Origin of the sequence: Flavobacterium tibetense, assembly GCF_003293845.1 — a bacterium.
GTDB lineage: Bacteria > Bacteroidota > Bacteroidia > Flavobacteriales > Flavobacteriaceae > Flavobacterium > Flavobacterium tibetense.
Map to the genome: position 1 here is coordinate 23,324 of NZ_QLST01000002.1, position 21,684 is coordinate 45,007.

The 21,684-nt window shown below is 37.0% G+C and carries 21 protein-coding genes; 3 read left to right on the forward strand and 18 right to left on the reverse strand.

The genetic code is table 11. The features are described from left to right. Window positions 1–18: 18 nt before the first annotated feature. The 4 genes from hemL to DPN68_RS01820 form a co-directional block, all read right to left on the reverse strand. A complete protein-coding gene (gene hemL / locus DPN68_RS01805; RefSeq protein ID WP_113987888.1) occupies window positions 19–1,305 on the reverse strand; it encodes a glutamate-1-semialdehyde 2,1-aminomutase in 1,287 nt (428 codons plus the stop codon). Next, on the reverse strand, window positions 1,305–2,150 hold the full coding sequence (locus tag DPN68_RS01810) for a glucosaminidase domain-containing protein (RefSeq protein ID WP_113987889.1): 846 nt from the start codon (window positions 2,148–2,150) through the stop codon (window positions 1,305–1,307). The genes hemL and DPN68_RS01810 overlap by 1 nt, the downstream gene beginning before the upstream one ends. Next, window positions 2,143–3,039: a 1-aminocyclopropane-1-carboxylate deaminase/D-cysteine desulfhydrase gene (locus DPN68_RS01815; protein ID WP_113987890.1), complete on the reverse strand. Its 897-nt coding sequence runs from the start codon at window positions 3,037–3,039 to the stop codon at window positions 2,143–2,145. Before DPN68_RS01815 ends, DPN68_RS01810 begins: the two co-directional genes overlap by 8 nt. 92 nt (window positions 3,040–3,131) lie before the next feature. Then, on the reverse strand, window positions 3,132–3,458 hold the full coding sequence (locus tag DPN68_RS01820; RefSeq protein ID WP_113987891.1) for a hypothetical protein: 327 nt from the start codon (window positions 3,456–3,458) through the stop codon (window positions 3,132–3,134). Between the two features lie 28 nt (window positions 3,459–3,486). On the opposite strand from DPN68_RS01820, the gene DPN68_RS13120 reads away from it, so the two are divergent. The 3 genes from DPN68_RS13120 to DPN68_RS01830 all read left to right on the forward strand — a co-directional run bounded on the left by DPN68_RS13120 (window position 3,487) and on the right by DPN68_RS01830 (window position 6,328). Further along, window positions 3,487–3,663, forward strand: coding sequence for a DUF5522 domain-containing protein (locus DPN68_RS13120; protein ID WP_157958489.1), 177 nt, complete (start codon window positions 3,487–3,489; stop codon window positions 3,661–3,663). A 66-nt stretch (window positions 3,664–3,729) separates the two neighbouring features. Continuing rightward, window positions 3,730–5,715, forward strand: coding sequence for a urocanate hydratase (locus DPN68_RS01825; RefSeq protein ID WP_113987892.1), 1,986 nt, complete (start codon window positions 3,730–3,732; stop codon window positions 5,713–5,715). Window positions 5,716–5,794: 79 nt separating this feature from the next. Beyond that, window positions 5,795–6,328, forward strand: coding sequence for a DUF4136 domain-containing protein (locus tag DPN68_RS01830; RefSeq protein WP_113987893.1), 534 nt, complete (start codon window positions 5,795–5,797; stop codon window positions 6,326–6,328). Window positions 6,329–6,356: 28 nt separating this feature from the next. On the opposite strand, the gene DPN68_RS01835 is transcribed toward DPN68_RS01830, so the two are convergent. From DPN68_RS01835 to paaA, 14 genes are all read right to left on the reverse strand, one after another. Beyond that, a complete protein-coding gene (locus tag DPN68_RS01835; protein ID WP_113987894.1) occupies window positions 6,357–8,402 on the reverse strand; it encodes an alpha-ketoacid dehydrogenase subunit alpha/beta in 2,046 nt (681 codons plus the stop codon). Window positions 8,403–8,453: 51 nt separating this feature from the next. Beyond that, on the reverse strand, window positions 8,454–9,509 hold the full coding sequence (locus tag DPN68_RS01840; protein WP_113987895.1) for a branched-chain amino acid aminotransferase: 1,056 nt from the start codon (window positions 9,507–9,509) through the stop codon (window positions 8,454–8,456). A 12-nt stretch (window positions 9,510–9,521) separates the two neighbouring features. Next, complete coding sequence (locus DPN68_RS01845) at window positions 9,522–10,811, reverse strand: dihydrolipoamide acetyltransferase family protein (protein ID WP_239986985.1); 1,290 nt, start codon at window positions 10,809–10,811, stop codon at window positions 9,522–9,524. A gap of 67 nt (window positions 10,812–10,878) precedes the next feature. Next, complete coding sequence (locus DPN68_RS01850) at window positions 10,879–11,475, reverse strand: acyltransferase (RefSeq protein WP_113987896.1); 597 nt, start codon at window positions 11,473–11,475, stop codon at window positions 10,879–10,881. 83 nt (window positions 11,476–11,558) lie between these two features. Beyond that, window positions 11,559–12,308, reverse strand: a complete 750-nt coding sequence (locus DPN68_RS01855) for an enoyl-CoA hydratase/isomerase family protein (RefSeq protein WP_113987897.1) — start codon at window positions 12,306–12,308, stop codon at window positions 11,559–11,561. A gap of 61 nt (window positions 12,309–12,369) precedes the next feature. Continuing rightward, complete coding sequence (gene paaZ, locus DPN68_RS01860) at window positions 12,370–14,862, reverse strand: phenylacetic acid degradation bifunctional protein PaaZ (protein ID WP_113987898.1); 2,493 nt, start codon at window positions 14,860–14,862, stop codon at window positions 12,370–12,372. Between the two features lie 47 nt (window positions 14,863–14,909). Next, entirely contained in the window at window positions 14,910–16,112 is a 1,203-nt protein-coding gene (pcaF, locus tag DPN68_RS01865) for a 3-oxoadipyl-CoA thiolase (RefSeq protein WP_113987899.1), read from the reverse strand. A 226-nt stretch (window positions 16,113–16,338) separates the two neighbouring features. Further along, window positions 16,339–16,746 (reverse strand): PaaI family thioesterase, encoded by a 408-nt coding sequence (locus DPN68_RS01870; RefSeq protein WP_113987900.1) that lies wholly within the window; start codon window positions 16,744–16,746, stop codon window positions 16,339–16,341. A gap of 59 nt (window positions 16,747–16,805) precedes the next feature. Continuing rightward, on the reverse strand, window positions 16,806–17,954 hold the full coding sequence (locus DPN68_RS01875; RefSeq protein WP_113987901.1) for a 3-hydroxyacyl-CoA dehydrogenase NAD-binding domain-containing protein: 1,149 nt from the start codon (window positions 17,952–17,954) through the stop codon (window positions 16,806–16,808). Window positions 17,955–18,048: 94 nt separating this feature from the next. Further along, window positions 18,049–18,834 carry an enoyl-CoA hydratase-related protein gene (locus DPN68_RS01880; RefSeq protein WP_113987902.1) on the reverse strand — a complete coding sequence of 262 codons (786 nt, stop codon included), beginning with the start codon at window positions 18,832–18,834 and terminating at the stop codon, window positions 18,049–18,051. 58 nt (window positions 18,835–18,892) lie between these two features. Further along, window positions 18,893–19,393, reverse strand: a complete 501-nt coding sequence (gene paaD, locus DPN68_RS01885; protein WP_113987903.1) for a 1,2-phenylacetyl-CoA epoxidase subunit PaaD — start codon at window positions 19,391–19,393, stop codon at window positions 18,893–18,895. 69 nt (window positions 19,394–19,462) lie between these two features. After that, the gene (paaC, locus tag DPN68_RS01890) at window positions 19,463–20,215 is read right to left on the reverse strand and encodes a 1,2-phenylacetyl-CoA epoxidase subunit PaaC (RefSeq protein WP_113987904.1); all 753 of its coding nucleotides are present in this window, start codon (window positions 20,213–20,215) and stop codon (window positions 19,463–19,465) included. Between the two features lie 137 nt (window positions 20,216–20,352). Then, complete coding sequence (gene paaB / locus DPN68_RS01895; protein WP_113987905.1) at window positions 20,353–20,634, reverse strand: 1,2-phenylacetyl-CoA epoxidase subunit PaaB; 282 nt, start codon at window positions 20,632–20,634, stop codon at window positions 20,353–20,355. Between the two features lie 68 nt (window positions 20,635–20,702). Continuing rightward, on the reverse strand, window positions 20,703–21,659 hold the full coding sequence (gene paaA, locus DPN68_RS01900) for a 1,2-phenylacetyl-CoA epoxidase subunit PaaA (protein WP_113987906.1): 957 nt from the start codon (window positions 21,657–21,659) through the stop codon (window positions 20,703–20,705). Window positions 21,660–21,684 lie beyond the last annotated feature (25 nt).

Here is a 21,684-nt window from a genome sequence, read left to right on the forward strand (position 1 = left end):
GAATCGGGATTTTTTGTTTTATAACTCTGTTGCTGTTTCAGCTATTGCATTAATGGTGAAATCCAAATCTTCGTAAGTCAAAGCATCGGTAATAAACCACGTTTCATAAGCTGATGGTGCAATATAAACACCACGTTTCAACAAACCGTGAAAGAACTTTTTAAACGTATCGTTATCTCCATTTTTTGCCGTTGCAAAATCGTATACTGGATTAGCATCAAAATGAACGGAAATCATCGAACCTACCCTATTTATTGTGAACACAATATTAGAATCCGTTAATACTTTTCGTATTCCGTTTTCTAAATAAGCTGTTTTTTCTTCTAAACGAGTAAAAATTCCTGCATCTGCATTCAATGCCTTTAACATTTCTAATCCTGCTGCCATAGCTAATGGATTTCCAGATAAAGTTCCTGCTTGATAAACGGGTCCTAATGGCGCTAAAAAGTTCATGATTTCTTCTCTAGCTGCAAAGGCACCAACAGGTAAGCCTCCACCAATTACTTTCCCAAAACAAACAATATCCGCTTGAATACCAAATAACTCTTGTACGCCACCTTTCGCTAAACGAAATCCAGTCATTACCTCATCAAAAATTAATAAAGTACCGTTTGCAGAACAAACTTCACGAAGTCCTTGTAAAAACCCATCTTTTGGCGGAATGCACCCCATATTTCCAGCTACTGGCTCAACAATAATTGCTGCAATTTCACCTTTATTGGCTTCAAAAAGAGCTTTTACATTTTCCAAATCGTTGTAAGCTGCTAGCAAAGTATCTTTTGCTGTTCCTTCAGTTACTCCTGGTGAATTGGGCACTCCAAAAGTACTCAATCCGCTCCCAGCTGCAATTAAAAAGGAATCCGAATGACCGTGATAGCAACCGGAAAATTTAATAATTTTATCTCTTTTGGTATAGCCTCTTGCCAATCGAATAGCACTCATACAAGCTTCAGTTCCTGAATTTACAAATCGAATTTTATCGATATTTGGAACCATTGAAACTGCCAATTGTGCAATTTGCGTTTCTAACGCTGTTGGCATACCAAAAGATGTTCCTTTTTTTGCTTTTTCGATAACTGCATTTACAACTGGTTCGTAGGCATGACCTAGAATCATTGGTCCCCAAGAATTGATGTAGTCTATTAAACGATTTCCATCTTCATCGTACAAATAGGCTCCTTTGGCTTCTTTCACAAAAATAGGTGTTCCTCCTACTCCTTTAAAAGCTCTTACTGGTGAATTTACACCACCTGGAATTACTTTGTTTGCCTCAACAAATAATTCGCTACTTCTTTTATATAACATTATTTTGTTTTTAATTGTTGCCCAATGGCTAAATTGTTATCAGACATATTATTCAATCGTTTCAATTCTTCAACAGACAGATTGAATTTACGCGACAAAGAATACAAAGTATCTCCTTGTTGCACCGTGTAAAGCATTTCATTGTTCACAACTGTATTCGAATTTTGAAAAGGTTTCAAATTTTCACGTTCCAAAACTTCATTGTCATACATATATAATTGGTAACGCTCAATCAAACTAATTAATTTATCGGGATATTTTGGATCGGTTGCATATCCAGCCGCTCGTAAACCTTTAGCCCAACCTTGGTAATCGCCTTTATCTAACTTGAATAAACTCGAATAGCGAGGCCTTGAAGTCAAAAACAAGGAATGATCGCGATACGAATCTTTAGGATCACTGTATTTTCTAAAACACTCTTGTAAAGCATCATCATCATGGGTAATTGAAGGACCTGTCCAACCGGTATGACATTTAATACCAAAATGATTATTTGCTTCCACACACAATCTACCTTTACCAGCTCCTGATTCCAAAATTCCTTGTGCTAAAGTAATACTAGCAGGAATTCCGTGTTCGCGCATGTTTTTCTTTGCTGTCTCACTAAAAGTATCGATGTAATTCCTAACATTATCTGAAGAAGTAGTTACTTTCGTAGTAGCTTCAATTACTTCGCTTTCTTCTGTTTTTGGCTTGGTGGTTGTAGTTGGCTTAGTTGTTGTGGTTTTTCTCACTACGGGTTGCGACTTCGTTGTTGGTTTTTTAGAAGTTGTTCGCACGTGTTTGGTTCCGCTACAACTGGCAGCAAAAACAACTAACAACACTAATAGAATTTTCTTAATCATGATATGTTATTATAGACTTATTCTTTCTTTTCAATTTTTGGTTCATTCCTTTAATCCCTTGTAATCCACCTGAATGAATCAACAAGATTTTAGCATTGGAAGGAAATTCATTATTTTTAATTTTTTCCAAAACTCCAAAAACCATTTTTCCGGTATAAATAGGATCCAATGGAATTTGCGTTTGTTCATAAAAATCATTCATGAACGAAATTAACGCATCAGAAACCTTGCCATAACCACCAAAATGATACTTTGTTTCTAGTTCCCAATTGGTCTTGGTTACAAATTTACGAATTACATCAGATAAAAAATCACCTTTTAACGCAGAAAAGCCAATTATTTTTTGATGTTCGTAAGCGCCTTCAATTATCCCTGAAATAGTTCCTCCTGTTCCAACGGCACAACAAATGTGAGTGAACGTTTTTTCTTCTTCACCTATAATCTCTTTACAACCTTCAATAGCAAGCGCATTGGTTCCTCCTTCGGGAAGCAAATAAAAAGTCCCAAATTGTGTTTCCAAATGAGCTAGAAACGCTACCAATTCTTTGTTTTGATATTCCGAACGCGAAACAAAATGTAGTTTCATCCCCAACGATTGTGCCAATTGCAGCGAAGGATTTTCATCAATTTTAGTTGCTAATTCTTCCCCTCGTATAATTCCAATAGTTTCAAAACCAAATTCATTTCCTGCACCAGCTACTGCCACAATGTGATTGGAAAAAGCACCCCCAAAAGTTAACAATTTGGAATACCCCAATTGCTTCGCTTCCTGCAAATTGTATTTTAACTTTCTGAATTTATTTCCTGAAATAACAGGATGTAACAAATCATCTCGTTTGATAAATAATGAAATACCATTGGGAAATTGTTCTTCAATTTGCATAATCATAATGCAAAGAAACAAAAAGTTAAAATGATTTTTGTAGTTACAAGAAGGTTTTTAGACTTAATTCTCAATCTAGCAAAGGTTATTCACTAAATTTAAACATATTTTAAAAAACTCAAAAAGGACCTTTTCTTTAAGTAATTAAGGTCTTTTTCTTTTACATAAGCTTCACGCTCAAAAGAAATATTATAATAGGCTTCTCTCCTATTTTTATATTGGATCATTCGAACTAAAAATTCAATTCCGTACCAAAGGAAAAAGGGAATTACTAAAAGTTCTAACTGCTGTCTAATATGAATTCTTTCGTGGTTTAGTAAACTATCATTTAATTTATCTTTCCCATCTGATAAAAACACAAACGGAAAAAAAGTAAATCCTCGAAATCCTTTCGGAATTAAATATTTAAAAACTACTACAATCATATAGTACAAAATTGGTAAATTTGTAGCTATGAATAACGAATTAAATCCAAATAATTTAAAAGAAGGTGAAGATTTCTATTACACACCCGAAGGATACAAGTGTTTTACGGAAAAATACCATTTAAAAAGAGGCTATTGCTGTAAAAGTGGCTGCCGCCATTGTCCGTATGGATTTGACAAGAAAACAGGAACTTTGAAAAAGTAATCGGTGTTCAGTCGCAGTTTACAGTAAAAAAAATACAACAAACAATATACAACAATACATCAAAAAATGACATTCAAAGAACAAATAGTAGAAGGAATTCCATCGGTTTTACCCAATCCAAAACCTTATGAAGCCGAAATCAATCACGCACCAAAGAGAAAAGAAATCCTTACAGAAGAAGAAAAAAAATTAGCTTTAAAAAACGCCTTACGCTATTTTGAACCTGAACATCACGCTACTCTAATTCCTGAATTTAAAGCAGAATTAGAATTGTACGGTAGAATTTATATGTATCGCTTACGTCCTGATTACAAAATGTATGCGCGACCAATTTCTGAATACCCTGGAAAAAGTGAACAAGCGAAAGCCATCATGCTGATGATTCAAAACAATTTGGATTATGCTGTGGCGCAACATCCACACGAATTAATTACGTATGGTGGAAACGGAGCTGTCTTTCAAAATTGGGCACAATATCGCCTAACTATGAAATATTTGGCCGAAATGACTGACGAACAAACCTTAGTTATGTATTCAGGTCATCCAATGGGATTATTTCCATCTCACAAAGAAGCACCAAGAGTTGTGGTTACGAATGGAATGGTTATCCCAAATTATTCCAAACCAGACGATTGGGAAAAAATGAACGCATTAGGAGTTTCGCAATACGGACAAATGACTGCTGGAAGTTACATGTACATTGGTCCACAAGGAATTGTTCACGGAACAACTATTACTGTTTTGAATGGTTTTAGAAAAATTAAAAAAACTCCAAAAGGCGGTTTATTCGTAACTTCTGGATTAGGCGGAATGAGTGGGGCTCAACCAAAAGCAGGAAATATTGCAGGTTGTGTTACCGTTTGTGCCGAAGTGAATCCAAAAATTACACATATTCGTCATTCACAAGGTTGGATAAATGAAGTAATAGAAAATATTGACGATTTAGTTCCAAGAGTTAAAAAAGCCTTAGAAAATCAAGAAGTAGTTTCCATTGCTTATTTAGGAAACGTAGTGGATGTTTGGGAACGTTTTGACCAAGAAAATCTTCATATTGATTTAGGTTCTGATCAAACTTCTTTACATAATCCATGGGCTGGAGGCTACTACCCTACTGGTTTTTCTTTTGAAGAATCGAATGAAATGATGGCAAATAACCCTGAAAAATTTAAAGAGGAAGTTCAAAAAACCTTACGTCAACATGCGGCAGCGATCAACAAACATACAGCTAAAGGAACGTATTTCTTTGATTACGGAAATGCCTTTTTATTAGAAGCATCAAGAGCTGGAGCAGATGTTATGAACGAAAATCCAACTTTAGGACGTGAATTCAAGTATCCAAGTTATGTACAGGATATTATGGGACCAATGTGTTTCGATTATGGTTTTGGACCTTTCCGTTGGGTTTGTGCTTCAGGAAATCCCGAAGATCTAGCTAAAACCGATAAAATTGCCTGCGATGTTTTGGAAGAAATGATGAAAAACTCACCAGAAGAAATCCAACAGCAAATGGCCGATAACATCCAATGGATTAAAGGCGCTCAAGAAAACAAATTAGTCGTTGGTTCTCAAGCTCGAATTTTATACGCTGATGCAGAAGGTAGAATCAAAATTGCTGAAGCTTTCAATCAAGCGATTGCTAAAGGAGAAATTGGCTATGTGATTTTAGGGAGAGATCACCACGATGTTTCAGGAACCGATTCACCTTATCGTGAAACTTCCAATATCTACGATGGTTCAAGATTCACATCCGACATGGCTATTCATAACGTAATTGGTGATAGTTTCCGAGGAGCCACTTGGGTTTCTATTCACAACGGTGGTGGTGTTGGTTGGGGAGAAGTAATAAATGGTGGATTTGGTATGGTTCTTGATGGAAGTAAAGAAGCATCAAGACGCTTAGAGTCAATGCTTTTCTGGGATGTAAACAACGGAATTTCAAGAAGAAGTTGGGCAAGAAACGAAGGAGCCATTTTTGCAATAAAAAGAGCCATGGAGACGCAACCTTTATTAAAAGTTACCATCCCTAATATAGTAGACGAATCTTTGTTGTAGTTTCATGTTTAAAGTTTCATGTTAATTTACGTTTTAAAAACTTTAAACCTGAAACCTGAAACTTTAAACAAATAAAATTATGAAGACATTTAAATTTCTTTCGGTATTATTTTTAGTCGCTACTTTGGCTTCTTGTAGTTCTGTACGAGTAAATGCTGATTACGACAAAAAAGCAAATTTTGAAAATTACAAATCCTACGCTTATCTGAAAAGTGGTGTAGACAAAGCTGAAATTTCTGATTTAGACAAAAAAAGAATTTTGTACGCAATTGACGAAGTTATGGCAACAAAAGGCTTCACAAAATCGGAGAATCCAGATATTTTGGTTACTATTTTTACCAAAGAGAGAGAGCGCGTAGATGTATACAACAATGCTGGTTTCGGTTGGGGCTGGGGCTGGGGTTGGAATCCTTGGTGGGGAATGAACTATACCTCCGTTTCAACCACACCAGAAGGTACTTTATTTATAGATCTTATTGATGCTAAAACGAAAGAATTAATTTGGCAAGGTGAAGGTTCTGGTTATCTTACTAGAAACGTTGATAAAAAAGATGAAAGAATTAGAGAGTTTGTTGCCAAGATATTAGCACAGTATCCACCTCAAAAAAAATAAAAAAACCTCCATTTGGAGGTTTTTTACTTTAATAATTCAATAACTCTTCTATTTTCAATTTCACTTTTTCAGCAGATGGAATCATCGTTTGTTCTAAAGTGCTATTTAATGGAATCGCTGGTAAATTTTCTGAACCAATAACCATAACTGGTGCATCTAAATATTTGAAGCATTTCTCTTGAATCATTCCTGCCAAACTTCTCGCGAAAGAATTATTCACAGGTTCTTCAGTTACTACCAAGCATTTCTTAGTTTTCTTCACTGATTTCAAAATGGTTTCTTCATCCAAAGGATATAAAGTTCTTAAATCAATAATTTCAACATTTTCTTTCATTGCACTCGAAGCATTTAGTGCCCAATGAACACCCATTCCATAAGTAATGATACTGATAGTTTCTTTATCTTCTTGTTCCCAAACCTCTTGAACGATATTCGCTTTTCCGAAAGGCAATAGATAATCCTCACTTGGTTCGTTGACTCTAGCAGCATCTGTTCCTTTTACCTTACTCCAATACAACCCTTTATGTTCCAAAATCACTACTGGATTTGGATCGTAATAAGCGGCTTTCATTAATCCTTTTAAATCAGCTCCATTGCTTGGATAAGCTATTTTAATACCGCGTATGTTTGTTAAAACACTTTCAACTGAAGACGAATGATACGGACCACCACTTCCATAAGCACCAATTGGTACACGCAAAATCATACTTACTGGCCATTTCCCATTAGTCAAATAACACGAGCGACTCACCTCAGTAAACAACTGATTCAATCCTGGCCAAATGTAATCCGCAAATTGCACCTCAACAATTGGTTTTAAACCAACCGCCGACATACCAACAGTAGAACCAACAATAAAAGCTTCTTGTATTGGCGTATTGAATACTCTTTCATCACCAAATTTTTGTGCTAAAGTTGCCGCTTCTCTGAAAACACCACCTAATCTTCCGCCAACATCTTGACCGTATAACAAACATTCTTGGTGCTTTTTCATCAATTCTTCCACCGCAAAAAGTGCACAGTCTACCATGACCACTTTTTCTTCACGTTGTGGATTACGCTCTCCTACTTCTTCCGTAACTGGTGTTGGTGCAAAATCATGTGTGAATAAATCTTCTGGAGTTGGATCTTCAGCCAACTGTGCTTTATCAAAATCTGCTTGTACTTTGGCTTTGGCTTTTGACTCGATTTCAGCAATTTCAGTATCTGAAAAACCATTATCTTTCAATTGTTGGATCAAAACTGGATACGGATCACGCGATTTAGCTTCTTCCAAATCATCTCGATACCATTCCATTCGAACGCCAGAAGTATGATGATTCAACAATGGTACTTTGGCATGAACTAAGAAAGGTCGGCGCTCTTCACGAATGGTTTTCACCACTTTTTCCAATGCTACATAACTTTCAATGAAATTAGCTCCATCTATAGAAATGGCTTCAATTCCGTGGAAACCTTTGGCATATTCAAAAGCATTTTGGGCACGAGTTTCAGCTGCATTGGCAGAAATATCCCAACCGTTATCTTGAACCAAATATAATATTGGCAATTGCTTCAAAGCCGCCATCTGAAAAGCTTCTGCAATTTCTCCTTCGGTAACTGAAGCATCACCTAACGAACAAACCACAAAAGGATTTTCCTGATTTTTATCTTGAATGCCAATGTTTTCTTTATACCAAAAACCCATCGCTACTCCAGTTGCTGGAATTGCTTGCATTCCTGTTGCAGAAGATTGATGTGGGATTTTTGGTTTATCAGCATCACGTAAACTTGGATGACTGTAATACGTTCGTCCACCTGAAAATGGATCGTCTTTCTTTGCTAATAATTGCAACATCAAATCATAAGGTTGCATCCCAATTCCCAACAACATCGCATCATCACGATAGTAAGGAAATGCAAAATCTTGTGGCAATAAATGCATCGCCATAGCAATTTGAATCGCTTCATGTCCGCGCGAAGTGGCATGAACGTATTTGGAAACGGTTTTAAAATTATCTTCATACAACGTTGCCATAGCTTTTGCTGTTGCCATCGTTGTGAATGCTTTTTCTAAAATATTTTTTTCTAACATATTGTAAATATTAAACCTAACAGGTTTCGAAAACCTGTTAGGTTTGTATAACTATTTCGCTTCAACAATCCAACCGAATGTATCTTCTAATTCTTGAACTTTAATCTTATTTAGAGTATCTTGAACATCATTTCCAACAGGATTTCCTTTGGTGAAAGCAATTTTAAAATCTTCATTACCAACTTCTTCAATCATCGCAATTCCAACTGCTGTTCCCACTCCGAAAGCTTCTTCTAGCGTTCCATTCACATGAGCTTCTTTGATTTCAGAAAGTGTAATTGGACGTTCTTCTACTTGAAAACCTTTGTGTTTTAATAATTCGATAACGCTCATTCGAGTAATTCCTGCCAAAATTGAACCGCTCAAATCAGGTGTAATGAATTTTTCTCCAATTTTGATGAAAATATTCATGGTTCCCACTTCTTGAATGTATTCAAAATTTTGTGCATCTAACCAAAGTACTTGGTCATATCCTTTTGCTTTGGCATACTCTGTTGGACGAATGGCTGCTGCATAATTTCCTGCAGCTTTTGCTTCTCCAGTTCCACCATTTACCGCACGAACGTATTGATTTTCTGCATATAATTTAATTGGACGACTAAAAAATGGTCCTGCTGGAGATGCAATTACGATAAATTTATAACTTGTCGCGGCACGCATTCCAATAAAAGGTTCATCTGCATACATAAACGGACGCAAATACAAAGCACTTCCTTTTTGTGTTGGTACCCAATCTTTCTCAATTGCTACCAATTGTTTCAAAGCTTCCACAAATAAATCTTCAGGAAAAGCAGGCATTCCCATTCTGTCAGCGCTGAAATTCATTCGTTTGGCATTTTGGTCAGGACGAAACAATAATGGTGTTCCGTCTTTTCCTAAAGTGGCTTTCATTCCTTCGAAAATCGCTTGTCCGTAATGCAAGGCCATTGCTGCAGGATGCGTTGGAATAAGTGCTAAAGGTTCAATTCTTGGGTTGTTCCATTCGCCATTTTGGTAATCGCAAATGAACATATAATCAGTAAATCTAGTTCCCATGGTGATGTTGTTCAAATCCACTTCATGAGCTTTTGATTCGGTAACTTTTGATATTTTTATAGCATTTTGCATGACTATTGGGTTTTATATTGGTGTATTTGGGTCAAATTTTTCTAGGTAATCGCCTACTCGTTTTAAGAATGAACCTCCTAAGAAGCCATCTACTACGCGATGGTCAAATGATAACGACAAGAACATCATGCTACGAATTGCAATTTCATCTCCTTTTTCGGTAGTAATAACTTCTGGACGCTTTTTGATGATTCCTAAAGCTAAAATCGCTACTTCAGGTTGGTTGATAATTGGTGTTCCCATCAAACTTCCGAAAGTTCCCACATTAGAAATGGTGAACGTACTTCCTTTTACATCTTCTGGTTTCAGCTTGTTTTCTCTGGCGCTCACTGCCAAATGATTTACGGTTTTAGCAATCGTTGGAATATCTTTTTCATTGGCATTTCTTACGACGGAAACAATTAAGTTCCCTGTTGGTAAAGCAGTTGCCATTCCAATATTAATATCTTTATGAACGATGATTTTCTTATCATCAACCGAAACATTTATCAATGGAAAATCAGCAATTGCTCTGGCTACAGCGTCAATAAAAACGGGTGTAAAGGTAAGTTTTTCGTTATATTTCTCTTGAAATTTATCTTTGACGGCATTTCTCCAGTTTACTAAATTCGTTACGTCTACTTCCAAATATGAAGTCACGTGTGGCGAAGTTTGTTTGGAATATACCATATGATCCGCAATCATCTTACGCATTCTATCCATTTCAATGATGTAATCTTTCTCTTCGTTGAAAGCAATTACTGGTTTTGGATAGGTTGAAGTTGGCTGTTGATTGTTTATTATCGGTTTAGACTGAAGTGGATATTTTCTGTTTTTTAGATAATTGAAAACATCGCTTTTTCGAATTCTTCCTTCTGCTCCAGTTCCAGGAATGCTCTGTACTTCTTCCAATGAAAGATTTTCTTTTTGGGCAATGCTAACAATCAACGGCGATAAAAATGCATCTGGATTGCATTTTAATTGAATCGGTTGCGCAGGTGATGATGAAGTATTGGTAACTGAAACTGTTGAATTTTCTTTTGCAACTGGTTTTTCTTCCGTTTTCTTTACGGCCACAGCATTTGCATCGGCTTCAATTAATGCCAATGTTTCTCCAACCGCTACTACAGCGTCTTTTTGGTAACGAATTTCAGTAATTATACCCGTTACTGGCGATGGAACTTCGCTATCTACTTTATCGGTTGCTACTTCCAAAATCGTTTCTTCGGCTTCCACTACATCGCCGACGTTTTTCAACCAATTGATGATGGTAGCTTCTGAAATACTTTCGCCCATTTTGGGCATTTTGAATTCTGTTATCATATTTTAGTTTTCAGTCGCAGTCGCAGTCGCAGTTCCAATTGTATCTGAAAACTGAGACTAAAACTGTCTACTTATTTTTAAATTCTTCCAATGTTTTATAAAAGGCTTCTTGCGTGGGTCTATTTTCAGGAATTTCTCGCAATGGCTCTACTGCTTTTAGCGTTTCGAAACATTCTTTTGGTAATTGTTGGTACAATGCGGTTCCTTTGGTTTTCCATGCAATTAATTCATCAGAAACATCTTTTATAATTACCGCTGGATTTCCTACCACCATTTTTCGATTAGGAATTTGCGTTCCCGCTTTTACAAATGCCAATGCGCCAATGATACATTCATCGCCAATTGTCACATCGTCCATGATAACGGCATTCATTCCTACCAAACAATTGGCGCCAATATTAGCTCCATGAATAATGGCTCCGTGACCAATATGCGCTCCCGCTTTCAAAACCATTGATTTTCCGGGAAACATATGAATGGTGCAATTTTCCTGAACATTACATCCGTCTTCGATGATAATTTCACCCCAATCGCCACGAATAGCGGCTCCTGGACCCACATAGACATTTTTACCAATAATCACATTACCAGTAACCGCAGCTTGTGGATGCACAAAACTACTTTCGTGAACAACGGGGATAAAACCTTTGAATTCGTAAATCATATTTTTAGAAATTAGAGGTTAGAAGTTAGAAAATAGATTGATAAACGGTCTAAATTCCAATTTCTATATTCTATGTTCTTTAATTATTTAAATTTTTTCAATGTTTCTTTTGTAAATTCTGACAACACCAATCTTCCGCTGATTGCGGCTCTTTCGGCTAATAAATTGTCCCAATCTTCGGTTCCTCTCCAGAAAATTTTCTTCATTTCTAGCATGGCTTCTGGATTGTAGGTACATAAATGTTTGGCGAATGCTAAAACCGCTTCGTCTAATGCTTCGATGCTTTCGTACACATTGGCAAATAATCCTTTTTCTTTTGCCCATTTGGCATCGTAAAACGAATTAGCATCAATGGCAATTTGGGAAGTGGCTGAAACTCCCATTTTTCTTTCAATGGCTGGTGATACAACAAACGGTCCAATTCCAACGTTCAATTCGCTTAATTTGATGGCTGCGAATTGGGTTGCCATACAATAATCGGTTGCTGCTGCAATTCCAACGCCACCACCAACGGTTTTTCCTTGAATTCTTCCGATGATGAATTTTGGACATTTGCGCATCGCATTGATTACATTGGCAAATCCTGAGAAAAATACTTTCCCAGTTGCGGCATCATCAATGGCAATTAATTCTTTGAAACTTGCTCCAGCACAGAACGTACGATCGCCTCCGCTTTGTAAAATGATGACTTTTACTTCTTCATTGTTACCAACTTCAGTAATTGTATTGGCTAATTGGGCTAAAATTGCTCCTGGCAACGAATTTTGTTCTGGATGAAAAAACTCAATTGTTGCAATTCCTTCTTGTATGTTGTGTTTTACGTATGCTTCCATATTATTATTTTACCGCAAAGTGCGCAAGGTTTTACGCAATGTTCGCAAAGTTTTTTTATATTTAAATTAAACCAAATTGTTCAAAGTGGTGATTGAGGTGCTTTCTCTCCAATAAATACGATTCATAGCGATTCAATTCACCGAAAACCATATTTTTCATAACAGCTTCTGGATTTTCTTTGAAAAATGATTGATAAGCAGCTCTTGCTTCGAAAAATTTTGCTTTTGCTGTTTCAAAATCAGGGTGAATTAAATCTTCTAATTCTCCTTTCTTCATGGTTGGAAAAGCGGTTCCTTGCGGAAATTTCTCATAGTTGTATAACGAATGATGTACTTTTTCCAAGATTTTCTCAGGTGTTGCAATTTCGAAATCTTGAATTTCCCCCGACATAATTCTATAACCTTGTTCTAGATGTTCTAGCAAATGTTGGGGCGTTAAAATTCCCCATTTTGGTTTTGAATCTTGGGTTAATTTATTGATACAAGCTTCCACTTTTTCATTAGTCATTTCAACAAAAACTTCTTGTTTCTTTTGTACCATAGTTAAGATTGTAGCAATAGCAACCAATTCATTTTCAGTGTCAAAAACTTCAACAAACCATTTTACAATTCCGCTTGGGTGTTCTGCCGAAGCGACATCTCTATCGATTTTTTGTTTGCACGTTAATCGAACATAAACGGTATCGTTGTGGTAAATTGGACGTAAGAAACGACATTCTTCCAAACCGTAATTTGCGGCCACTGGTCCTTTATTTGGATACACGAACAAACCTGCTGCTGCAGCTAAAATGAAATAGCCGTGAGCCGTTCTCTTTTTGAAAATACTTCCATCCAAAGAAGTAATATCCGTGTGAGCGTAAAAATGATCCCAAGTTAGATTCGCAAAACTGATAATATCTGAATCAGTAACGGTTCTATTGTGCGTGCGAAGCGACATTCCTGGTTCAATATCTTCCCAATGGTATTGGAATGGATGTTGGGAAATTTCTTTATATTTTGAATTGGGTTGGTAAATTCCTGTAATTTCGGTCAAAGTTGTTGGCGAACCTTGAACAGCACAACGTTGCATATAATGTTTGATACCGCGAACACCGCCCATTTCTTCTCCTCCACCCGCTCGACCTGGACCACCGTGAACCAATAATGGCAATGGCGAACCGTGACCCGTGCTTTGTTTGGCGTTTTCTCTGTTCAATACCAAAATTCTTCCGTGGTGTGAAGCGGCTCCGATTACGTATTCTTTTGCCGTTGCATCTGAATTGGTAACAATTGAAGACACTAATGAACCTTTACCCATTTGCGCCAATTCAATAGCTTCATCGATATTTTTATACGGCATTAAAGTGGAAACTGGTCCGAATGCTTCTGTTTCATGAACCGAAATATTTTCGAATGGATTTTCCTCACGAAGTAACATTGGACTAATAAATGCGCCGTTTTCATTGGCACCAATTAATTCCAATTTATCTAAATCACCGTAAACAATTGAAGCTGTTTGAGCGATTTCTCTAACTCTATCTTTTACTTCTTTTACTTGGTCTTTACTTACCAATGAACCCATTCGAACTTCTTTTAATCTTGGGTCACCTATGGTTACTTTGTCTAAAGCTTTTCCAAGAGCAATCTGAACATCATCAATCAAGTTTTCTGGAACAATTAATCTACGAATGGCAGTACATTTTTGTCCGCATTTTACTGTGATTTCACTTCTTGCTTGACTGATAAACAAATCGAATTCTGGTGTTCCTGGAACGGCATCTTCTCCTAAAATTGAGGCATTCAATGAATCCGCTTCCATGTTGAAAGGCACAGATTCGTTGATAACTTGTGTATGCGATTTTAATTTTCTTCCTGTTGATGCAGAACCTGTAAATGTTACCACATCTTGACTTTCGATAGTGTCCAAAATGGTATGCGCTGAACCACAAATTAATTGTAAAGCACCCTCTGGTAATATTTTTGAATTGATGATCTCACGAACAACAGCTTCCGTTAAATATGAAGTTGAAGTTGCTGGTTTTACTACAGCTGGCACACCCGCCATCCAGTTAACGGCACATTTTTCTAGCATTCCCCAAACTGGGAAATTGAACGCATTAATATGAACTGCTACACCTCGTTTTGGAACCAAAATATGATGCGCCATAAATCTTCCACCACGAGATAAATCGATTGCGTCACCTTCTACGTGATACGATTGATTTGGGAATAACTTACGTAAAGAAGCATTGGCAAATAAATTACCAAAACCACCTTCGATATCAATCCAGCTATCTACTTTTGTTGCGCCGGTTTTATAACTGATTTCGTAGAAATAGTCTTTGCGTTTGGTTAAATACAAAGCCAAACTCTTCAACATATTTCCTCTTTCTTGAAAGGTCATTTTACGAAGTTTTTCTCCGCCTTTGGTTCTACCGTAATGCAAAACCTCAGCAAAATCGATTCCTTCAGTGGAAGCGTGACCAATGATTTCACCTGTAACTGAATCGAATAAAGGCGTTCCTTCTCCTTTTCCTTCTATCCAATGTCCGTTGATGTAATTTTGTATTTTCATATTTTTATTTTTAACCGCGAAGCTCGTTGGCAAGAGTCGCTAAGTTTTTAAACTCGTTCAATAATCGCTGCGTAACCTTGACCAACGCCAATACACATGGTGATTAACGCATATCTTTTTCCTGTTAATTGCAATTCTAAAGCTGCGGAATAAGCAATTCTAGCACCAGTAACTCCAAGAGGGTGACCAATAGCAATTGAGCCTCCGTTTGGATTTAATCTTGGGTCGTTGTCGGCAATTCCCCAAGCTCTTGTGCAAGCTAATGCTTGAGCAGCGAAAGCTTCGTTTAACTCAATGATATCGATATCGTTCAGTGTTAATCCTGCTTTTTCTAATGCCTTGTTTGTAGCTTCAACTGGACCAATTCCCATGATTCTTGGTTCTACACCAACCACTGCTGAACTTACAATTCTAGCTAATGGTTTTAAGTTGTATTTTTTTACTGCTTCTTCAGAGGCTATGATTGTTGCTGCAGCTCCATCATTTAGTCCAGAAGCGTTTCCAGCTGTTACGGTTCCTTCTTTTCTGAAAGCGGAACGTAAATTTCCTAATCCTTCCAGCGTGGTATTTGGTTTGATAAATTGGTCTTGTGCTACTACAACTGGTTCTCCTTTTCTTTGTGGAATTTCAACCGCTACAATTTCTTTTGCTAAGCGTCCAGATTGTTGCGCTTTTGTGGCTTTCATTTGGCTGTTGTATGCGAAAGCGTCTTGGTCTTCGCGAGAAATTTGGTATTTGTCTACCAAGTTTTCTGCGGTTTCACCCATGGCGTCAGTTCCGTACATTTGCTGCATTTTTGGATTTACAAAACGCCAACCGAAGCTACTGTCGTACATTTTACTATCAGTTCCGTAAGCTGTTGATGGTTTTGATACTACCAATGGACCGCGTGTCATGTGTTCCACACCACCAGCGATGAATAGATGTCCGTCGCCAGTTTTAATGGCTCTGTTAGCATGAATTACAGCTGATAAACCCGAACTACACAAACGATTTATGGTTTCCCCTGGAACAGAATACGGTAATCCAGCTAATAATGCTGCCATTCTCGCTACGTTTCTATTGTCTTCTCCTGCTTGATTAGCGCAACCTAAGATTACGTCATCATAAGCTGATGGTGGAATGTTTGGATTTTTTTCTACAATGGCTTTGATTACAATTGCAGCCAAATCATCGGCACGAACAGCGGCTAATGCGCCTTGATAATTTCCTATTGGAGTTCGAACTCCGTCTATAATGTATGCTTCCATATTTCAGTTGACAGTTTTCAGTTGGTAGTTTTCAGTTGCACAACTTTGAACTTATTTTTAATTTTAATTTTGTTTTTCACCTTACACTTCCCATCTAGCCCCGATTGAAGTGAAAATCCTTTTACAAACCTAACAGGTTTTAGAAACCTGTTAGGTTTGTAAAAGATTGAAACGAAAAGCGGGAAAATGGATTACATAAATGCCCGAGCCATTCGCTTCTAAAATTTTATTCTTCCCAATCTTTTTGAGTACGATAAACTACACCTTTGAAAAGAGCCACTAATTCGTCGCCTCTTTTTACTTCTATTATATTGAATCCTAGTTTGTTATTGACTTTTTCTATTACTGATTCAGCAGTTAAATAATCACCTTCGTTTACTGCTTCGATGTGATTTATTGAAGTTTCGATGGAAACTGCAAATTTTCCGTGTGTATTGGCAGCAAACCCAAAAGCAGTATCTGCAAGCGAATAAGTAATTCCACCATGGGCTTTGAACATACTGTTAAGCATTTCTTTGCGAACCGTCATAGCTACTTTGCATCGACCGATTTCGCATTCGAGAATTTCGATTCCGAGCCATTGACTGTAAGCGTCTTGACTTAACATTTTGTATGGTATTTTTGTTCCTTCCATTTTGTTGTTTTTAACCGCAAAGTGCGCAAGGATTTACGCAATGTTCGCTAAGTTTATTTTTAGAAAAAAGTTTTATTCTCTTTATTCATTCGACGTAATATTGGACTACATCTGTATCTGTCTTCGTGATATTCGTTGTATAATTCGTCTAATTTGTTTACGCACCAATCGATTCCTAATTCATCTGTCCAAGCTAATAATCCTTTTGGATAATTAACACCTTTGGTCATGGCGTTGTCAATGTCTTTTGCTGAGGCGATATTTAAAAACAAAGCATCCGCAGCTTCGTTGATTAGCATGACTATTACGCGTTCAAAAATTTGTTTCGCTAAGGTTAAATCTTCTGTTGGTTTTGGTAATTCTTTGCTATAATCGTAAAATCCTCTACCTGATTTTCTTCCCAAATAGCCTGCTTCTAGTAATCGTTTTTGAGTGAAAGATGGTTTGTATCTTGGATCGAAATAAAAAGCGGTAAATACAGTTTCTGTAACTACATAATTGACATCGTGACCAATGAAATCCATGAGTTCGAATGGTCCCATTCTGAAATTTCCGATGGTTTTTAAACTCCAATCGATAGTAGCAAAATCAGCAACGCCTTCTTCATAAATACGTAAACTTTCGCTGTAGAAAGGTCGAGCAACCCGATTTACGATAAATCCAGGTGTATCTTTGGCAACGGCGACTACTTTTTTCCAATCTGAAATAATTTGTACGGTTTTATTCAAGACTTCTTCGCTGGTTTGCACTGCTGGAACTACTTCTACCAATTGCATTAATGGCGCTGGATTGAAAAAGTGAATTCCAATAACGCGTTCTGGTTTTTGGCATGAAGCTGCAATTGAGGCAATTGACAACGACGACGTATTGGAAGCTAAAATAGTTTCTGGTGCCACCAAAGATTCTAGTTCTGAAAACAGTTTTCTTTTGATGTCTAAATTTTCAATAATTGCTTCGATTACTAAATTGGAATCGGCTAATTCTTGTAATGTATTGACGTAAGAAATGGCGTTTTGAATGCGATTTTTTTCGTTTTCGTCAATTTTGGCTTTTTCGACTAATTTTGATAGGGTTACCTCTAAACTTTGTTTGCTTTTTTGCAAGGCTTGTTCGTTGGTATCATATATTTTCACAGTACAACCAGAAGTTGCGGCTACTTGTGCGATGCCACTTCCCATTGTTCCGGATCCTATTACTGCTACGTTCATTTTTTACAGGTCGTCCCGATGGGACTTTTATAAACATTATATCTTTTTATTACCAACAGGTCGCCCCGATGGGGCTTATTCGGAATATAGTAAATTAATTTCCTTTAAATTCTGGTTTTCTTTTTTCTACGAAAGCGGTTACGCCTTCATTATAATCATTTGACGAACTAGCTTCAATTTGCAAATCGCTTTCCATAGCTAGTTGTTGGTCAAGATTATTATTCATGGATTGATTTAGTAATCTTTTGGTTAAACCTAATGCCTTCGTTGGCATTTGCGCTAATGTTGTTGCTAATTTATTTACTTCCTCTTTGAAATTTTCTTCAGTAAAAACTTTAAAAATCATTCCCATTTGTGCGGCTTCTGTTGCTGTAACTTTATCGCCTAAAAGCATTAATGCGCTAGCTTTTTGGAAACCAATTAATCTTGGTAAGAAAAAAGTTCCCGCACTATCTGGTACTAAACCAATTTTACTAAACGCTTGAATAAACGATGCATTTTCAGTGGCAACTACAATATCACATGCTAAAGCAATATTAGCACCAGCACCAGCAGCAACTCCATTTACAGCTGCTACGATTGGTTTTTCGATGGTTCTGATTCTTTGGATGATTGGGTTGTAATGTTCTTCCAAAATTTTTCTAAAACCCGGATTTAATTCTGGAGAAGTCACTTCTTTCAAATCTTGACCGGCACAAAATGCTTTTCCGTTTCCAGTTAAAACAATAGCTCTTACGTTAGCATCCGTTTGGCATTGGTCTAAAACATTTTGCAACAACAAAGCCATTTCTCTGTTGAAACTGTTAAAAACATCGGGTCTGTTCAATGCAATAAATGCAATATTATTTTCAATTTTTAGTTCAATTGAATTTGTGCTCATACCTATTTTAAGTTATAAGACCTGCAAGGTTTTGCAACTTTGCAGGTCAATTGTATTTTTATTTCAAACATTTAAAATAATCAAACGGCTCTAGGCAATCTTCACATTGGAACAAAGCTTTACAAGCTGTTGAACCAAACTGGCTTACCAACTTCGTATTTGTTGATTGGCATTGCGGGCATTTGACTAATTTTTTATTTCCTAATAATGCTTCTTTGTCCGCTTCGGCTTCTAATGGAGCGGCTATTCCGTATTTTTCTAGTGCTTTTCTTCCTTTGGGTGTAATCCAATCCGTAGTCCAAGCTGGTGATAAAACTAATACTACTTTAGCTTCAATTCCTTTTTGCTTGAATGCTAATCTGATATCTTCACCAATAACATCCATTGCAGGACAACCGCTGTATGTTGGTGTTATGACAATTTCAGCCACATTTTCAACCATTTGTGCCGAACGTACAACACCCATTTCCACGATAGATAATACCGGAATTTCTGGATCTGAAACTGTTTCGAGGATTTCGAAAAGTTTTGGGTCGATATGTGTTAGTTGTTCTGTCATAAATTAAATTTGGAAAGCTAATATTTTAACCACCCCGCCTTTCGGGCACCCCTCCAAAGGATGGGAATATTACCAGTTCATATTTGGATAGGTGCGTTGCATGTATTGCATTTCGTTTAAAATGTAACCCATGTATTCGCTGTGAATTCCTTGTTTTCCTCCTTTTTGGAAGTATTCAATTTTTGGAACTTCAATTGTTGCTTCTTCTAAAATTGCGCTTACTTTATGGTAATAGCTTTGTTTTAGTTGGGTTACATCTACTCCTATTCCTTCTGAAACCATTGCTTTATCTGCATCGGTTTGGTGGAAAAGTTCATCTGTAAAAACCCATAAATCGTTAACTGCAGTTTGCACTCTTTGGTTACTTTCTTCAGTTCCATCTCCTAAACGACGCATCCAATCTGAAGAGAATCTTACGTGATAGCTTACTTCTTTGATGCTCTTTTTGGCAATAGCTGCTAAAGTTTCGTCTTTACTGTTTTGCAATTCGTTTAATAATTCGATGTGGAACATATCAAACAAAAATTGTCTCGTAATAGAATAAGCGAAATCTGCATTTGGTTGTTCTACCAAAAGAACGTTTTTGTATTCTCTTTCTTTTCGTAAGAAAGCTATGGTATCTTCGGTAGTGTCGTTTCCTTGAATTTTGGCGGCGTATTGGTAGTAACTTCTGACTTGACCAAACAAATCTAAGGAGATGTTAGTCAAAGCAATATCGGTTTCCAAGCTTGGTCCGTGTCCGCATAATTCACCTAGACGTTGTCCCAAGATTAGTGAGTTATCAGCAATACCGTAGATATATTGAATTAAATTGTTGTTCATTTCTAATTAGTTTTTTACAAACTCGAAACTGTTTTATTTAGATCGAATTTGCAAATTATTTTTATAAATGAGGTAGCTTAAAACCACCCCGCCCTTCGGGCACCCCTCCAAAGGATGGGAATACTCAAGAAGAACTATTACATATGTTTTAATTCGTCAGGCAATTCATAAAAAGTGGGATGACGATACGCTTTGTCCATTGCTGGTTCAAATGTTTCTCCGTTTAATTCTGGATTTGATGCTGTAATTTGGCTTGATGGTACTACCCAAATACTAACGCCTTCCATTCTTCGTGTATACACATCGCGAGCGTTTTCTAATGCCATTGTGGCATCGCTGGCATGTAACGAACCGCAATGACGGTGTTCTAGTCCGTTTTTACTTCTGATAAATACTTCCCAAAGTGGCCAATTTTTCATTTCTTTATAGTTTACAGTCGCAGTCGCAGTTAGCAGTTTGAATACTGAAAACTGTGACTGAGAACTTATTATATAGCTTGTTTTACTTCTCTGTTTTCTTGTTTTTCGGCGTAAGCCATGGCTGCATTTCTTACCCATTCGCCATTGTTCCATGCATTTCTTCTGGCATCTAATCGCATTTTATTACATGGGCCGTGACCTTTTACTACTTGCCAAAATTCTTCCCAATCCAATTCACTGAATTCGTAATGTTTGGTTTCTGGATTCCATTTTAAATTTGGATCTGGAATGGTTAGTCCAATCATTTCTGCTTGAGGAACGGTTTGGTCTACAAATTGTTGGCGTAACTCGTCATTGGTTTTTCTTTTTAATTTCCATTTCATGGATTGTGCGGTATGAACAGAAGCGTCGTCTGTTGGCCCTAACATCATTAAAGCTGGAAACCACCAACGATTTAAAGCATCTTGAGCCATTTCTTTTTGCTCAGGAGTTCCTTCAGCCAACGTCATCATGATTTGGAATCCTTGACGTTGGTGAAAACTTTCCTCTTTACAAACACGTACCATTGCTCTTGCGTAAGGTCCGTAAGAAGTGGCACACAATGGCACCTGATTGATAATGGCAGCACCATCTACTAACCAACCCACTGCACCCATATCAGCCCAAGTTAATGTTGGATAATTGAAGATACTTGAATATTTTGCTTTTCCAGAATGCAATTGTTCGTACAATTCGTCTCTTGAGATTCCTAAAGTTTCACAAGCGCTGTATAAGTACAAACCGTGACCCGCTTCGTCTTGAATTTTTGCTAATAAAGCTACTTTTCTTTTTAAAGAAGGCGCTCTTGTGATCCAGTTTCCTTCTGGCAACATTCCTACAATTTCAGAATGGGCATGTTGAGAAATTTGTCTAATATGCGTTTGACGGTATTTCTCTGGCATCCAATCTTTTGGTTCAATTTTTTCGTCTCTAGCAATTTTTGCTTCGAAAATTTCTTCTAAACTTTTAATTTCTTTTTCAGACATAACTTTTTATTTAAAGTTTAAAGTT

Excerpts from the sequence above, each read along its gene's own strand:
- DPN68_RS01850 (WP_113987896.1), bottom strand. The coding sequence starts at position 11,475 with ATGATTTACGAATTCAAAGGTTTTATCCCCGTTGTTCACGAAAGTAGT.
- DPN68_RS01870 (WP_113987900.1), bottom strand. The coding sequence starts at position 16,746 with ATGGAAGGAACAAAAATACCATACAAAATGTTAAGTCAAGACGCTTAC.
- DPN68_RS01825 (WP_113987892.1), top strand. The coding sequence starts at position 3,730 with ATGACATTCAAAGAACAAATAGTAGAAGGAATTCCATCGGTTTTACCC.
- DPN68_RS01815 (WP_113987890.1), bottom strand. The coding sequence starts at position 3,039 with ATGATTATGCAAATTGAAGAACAATTTCCCAATGGTATTTCATTATTT.
- DPN68_RS01835 (WP_113987894.1), bottom strand. The coding sequence starts at position 8,402 with ATGTTAGAAAAAAATATTTTAGAAAAAGCATTCACAACGATGGCAACA.
- DPN68_RS01810 (WP_113987889.1), bottom strand. The coding sequence starts at position 2,150 with ATGATTAAGAAAATTCTATTAGTGTTGTTAGTTGTTTTTGCTGCCAGT.
- DPN68_RS01845 (WP_239986985.1), bottom strand. The coding sequence starts at position 10,811 with ATGATAACAGAATTCAAAATGCCCAAAATGGGCGAAAGTATTTCAGAA.
- paaB (WP_113987905.1), bottom strand. The coding sequence starts at position 20,634 with ATGAAAAATTGGCCACTTTGGGAAGTATTTATCAGAAGTAAAAACGGA.
- paaA (WP_113987906.1), bottom strand. The coding sequence starts at position 21,659 with ATGTCTGAAAAAGAAATTAAAAGTTTAGAAGAAATTTTCGAAGCAAAA.
- paaD (WP_113987903.1), bottom strand. The coding sequence starts at position 19,393 with ATGACAGAACAACTAACACATATCGACCCAAAACTTTTCGAAATCCTC.
- DPN68_RS13120 (WP_157958489.1), top strand. The coding sequence starts at position 3,487 with ATGAATAACGAATTAAATCCAAATAATTTAAAAGAAGGTGAAGATTTC.
- DPN68_RS01840 (WP_113987895.1), bottom strand. The coding sequence starts at position 9,509 with ATGCAAAATGCTATAAAAATATCAAAAGTTACCGAATCAAAAGCTCAT.
- DPN68_RS01880 (WP_113987902.1), bottom strand. The coding sequence starts at position 18,834 with ATGAGCACAAATTCAATTGAACTAAAAATTGAAAATAATATTGCATTT.
- hemL (WP_113987888.1), bottom strand. The coding sequence starts at position 1,305 with ATGTTATATAAAAGAAGTAGCGAATTATTTGTTGAGGCAAACAAAGTA.
- DPN68_RS01875 (WP_113987901.1), bottom strand. The coding sequence starts at position 17,954 with ATGAACGTAGCAGTAATAGGATCCGGAACAATGGGAAGTGGCATCGCA.
- pcaF (WP_113987899.1), bottom strand. The coding sequence starts at position 16,112 with ATGGAAGCATACATTATAGACGGAGTTCGAACTCCAATAGGAAATTAT.
- paaZ (WP_113987898.1), bottom strand. The coding sequence starts at position 14,862 with ATGAAAATACAAAATTACATCAACGGACATTGGATAGAAGGAAAAGGA.
- DPN68_RS01830 (WP_113987893.1), top strand. The coding sequence starts at position 5,795 with ATGAAGACATTTAAATTTCTTTCGGTATTATTTTTAGTCGCTACTTTG.
- DPN68_RS01855 (WP_113987897.1), bottom strand. The coding sequence starts at position 12,308 with ATGGAAGCATACGTAAAACACAACATACAAGAAGGAATTGCAACAATT.
- DPN68_RS01820 (WP_113987891.1), bottom strand. The coding sequence starts at position 3,458 with ATGATTGTAGTAGTTTTTAAATATTTAATTCCGAAAGGATTTCGAGGA.
- paaC (WP_113987904.1), bottom strand. The coding sequence starts at position 20,215 with ATGAACAACAATTTAATTCAATATATCTACGGTATTGCTGATAACTCA.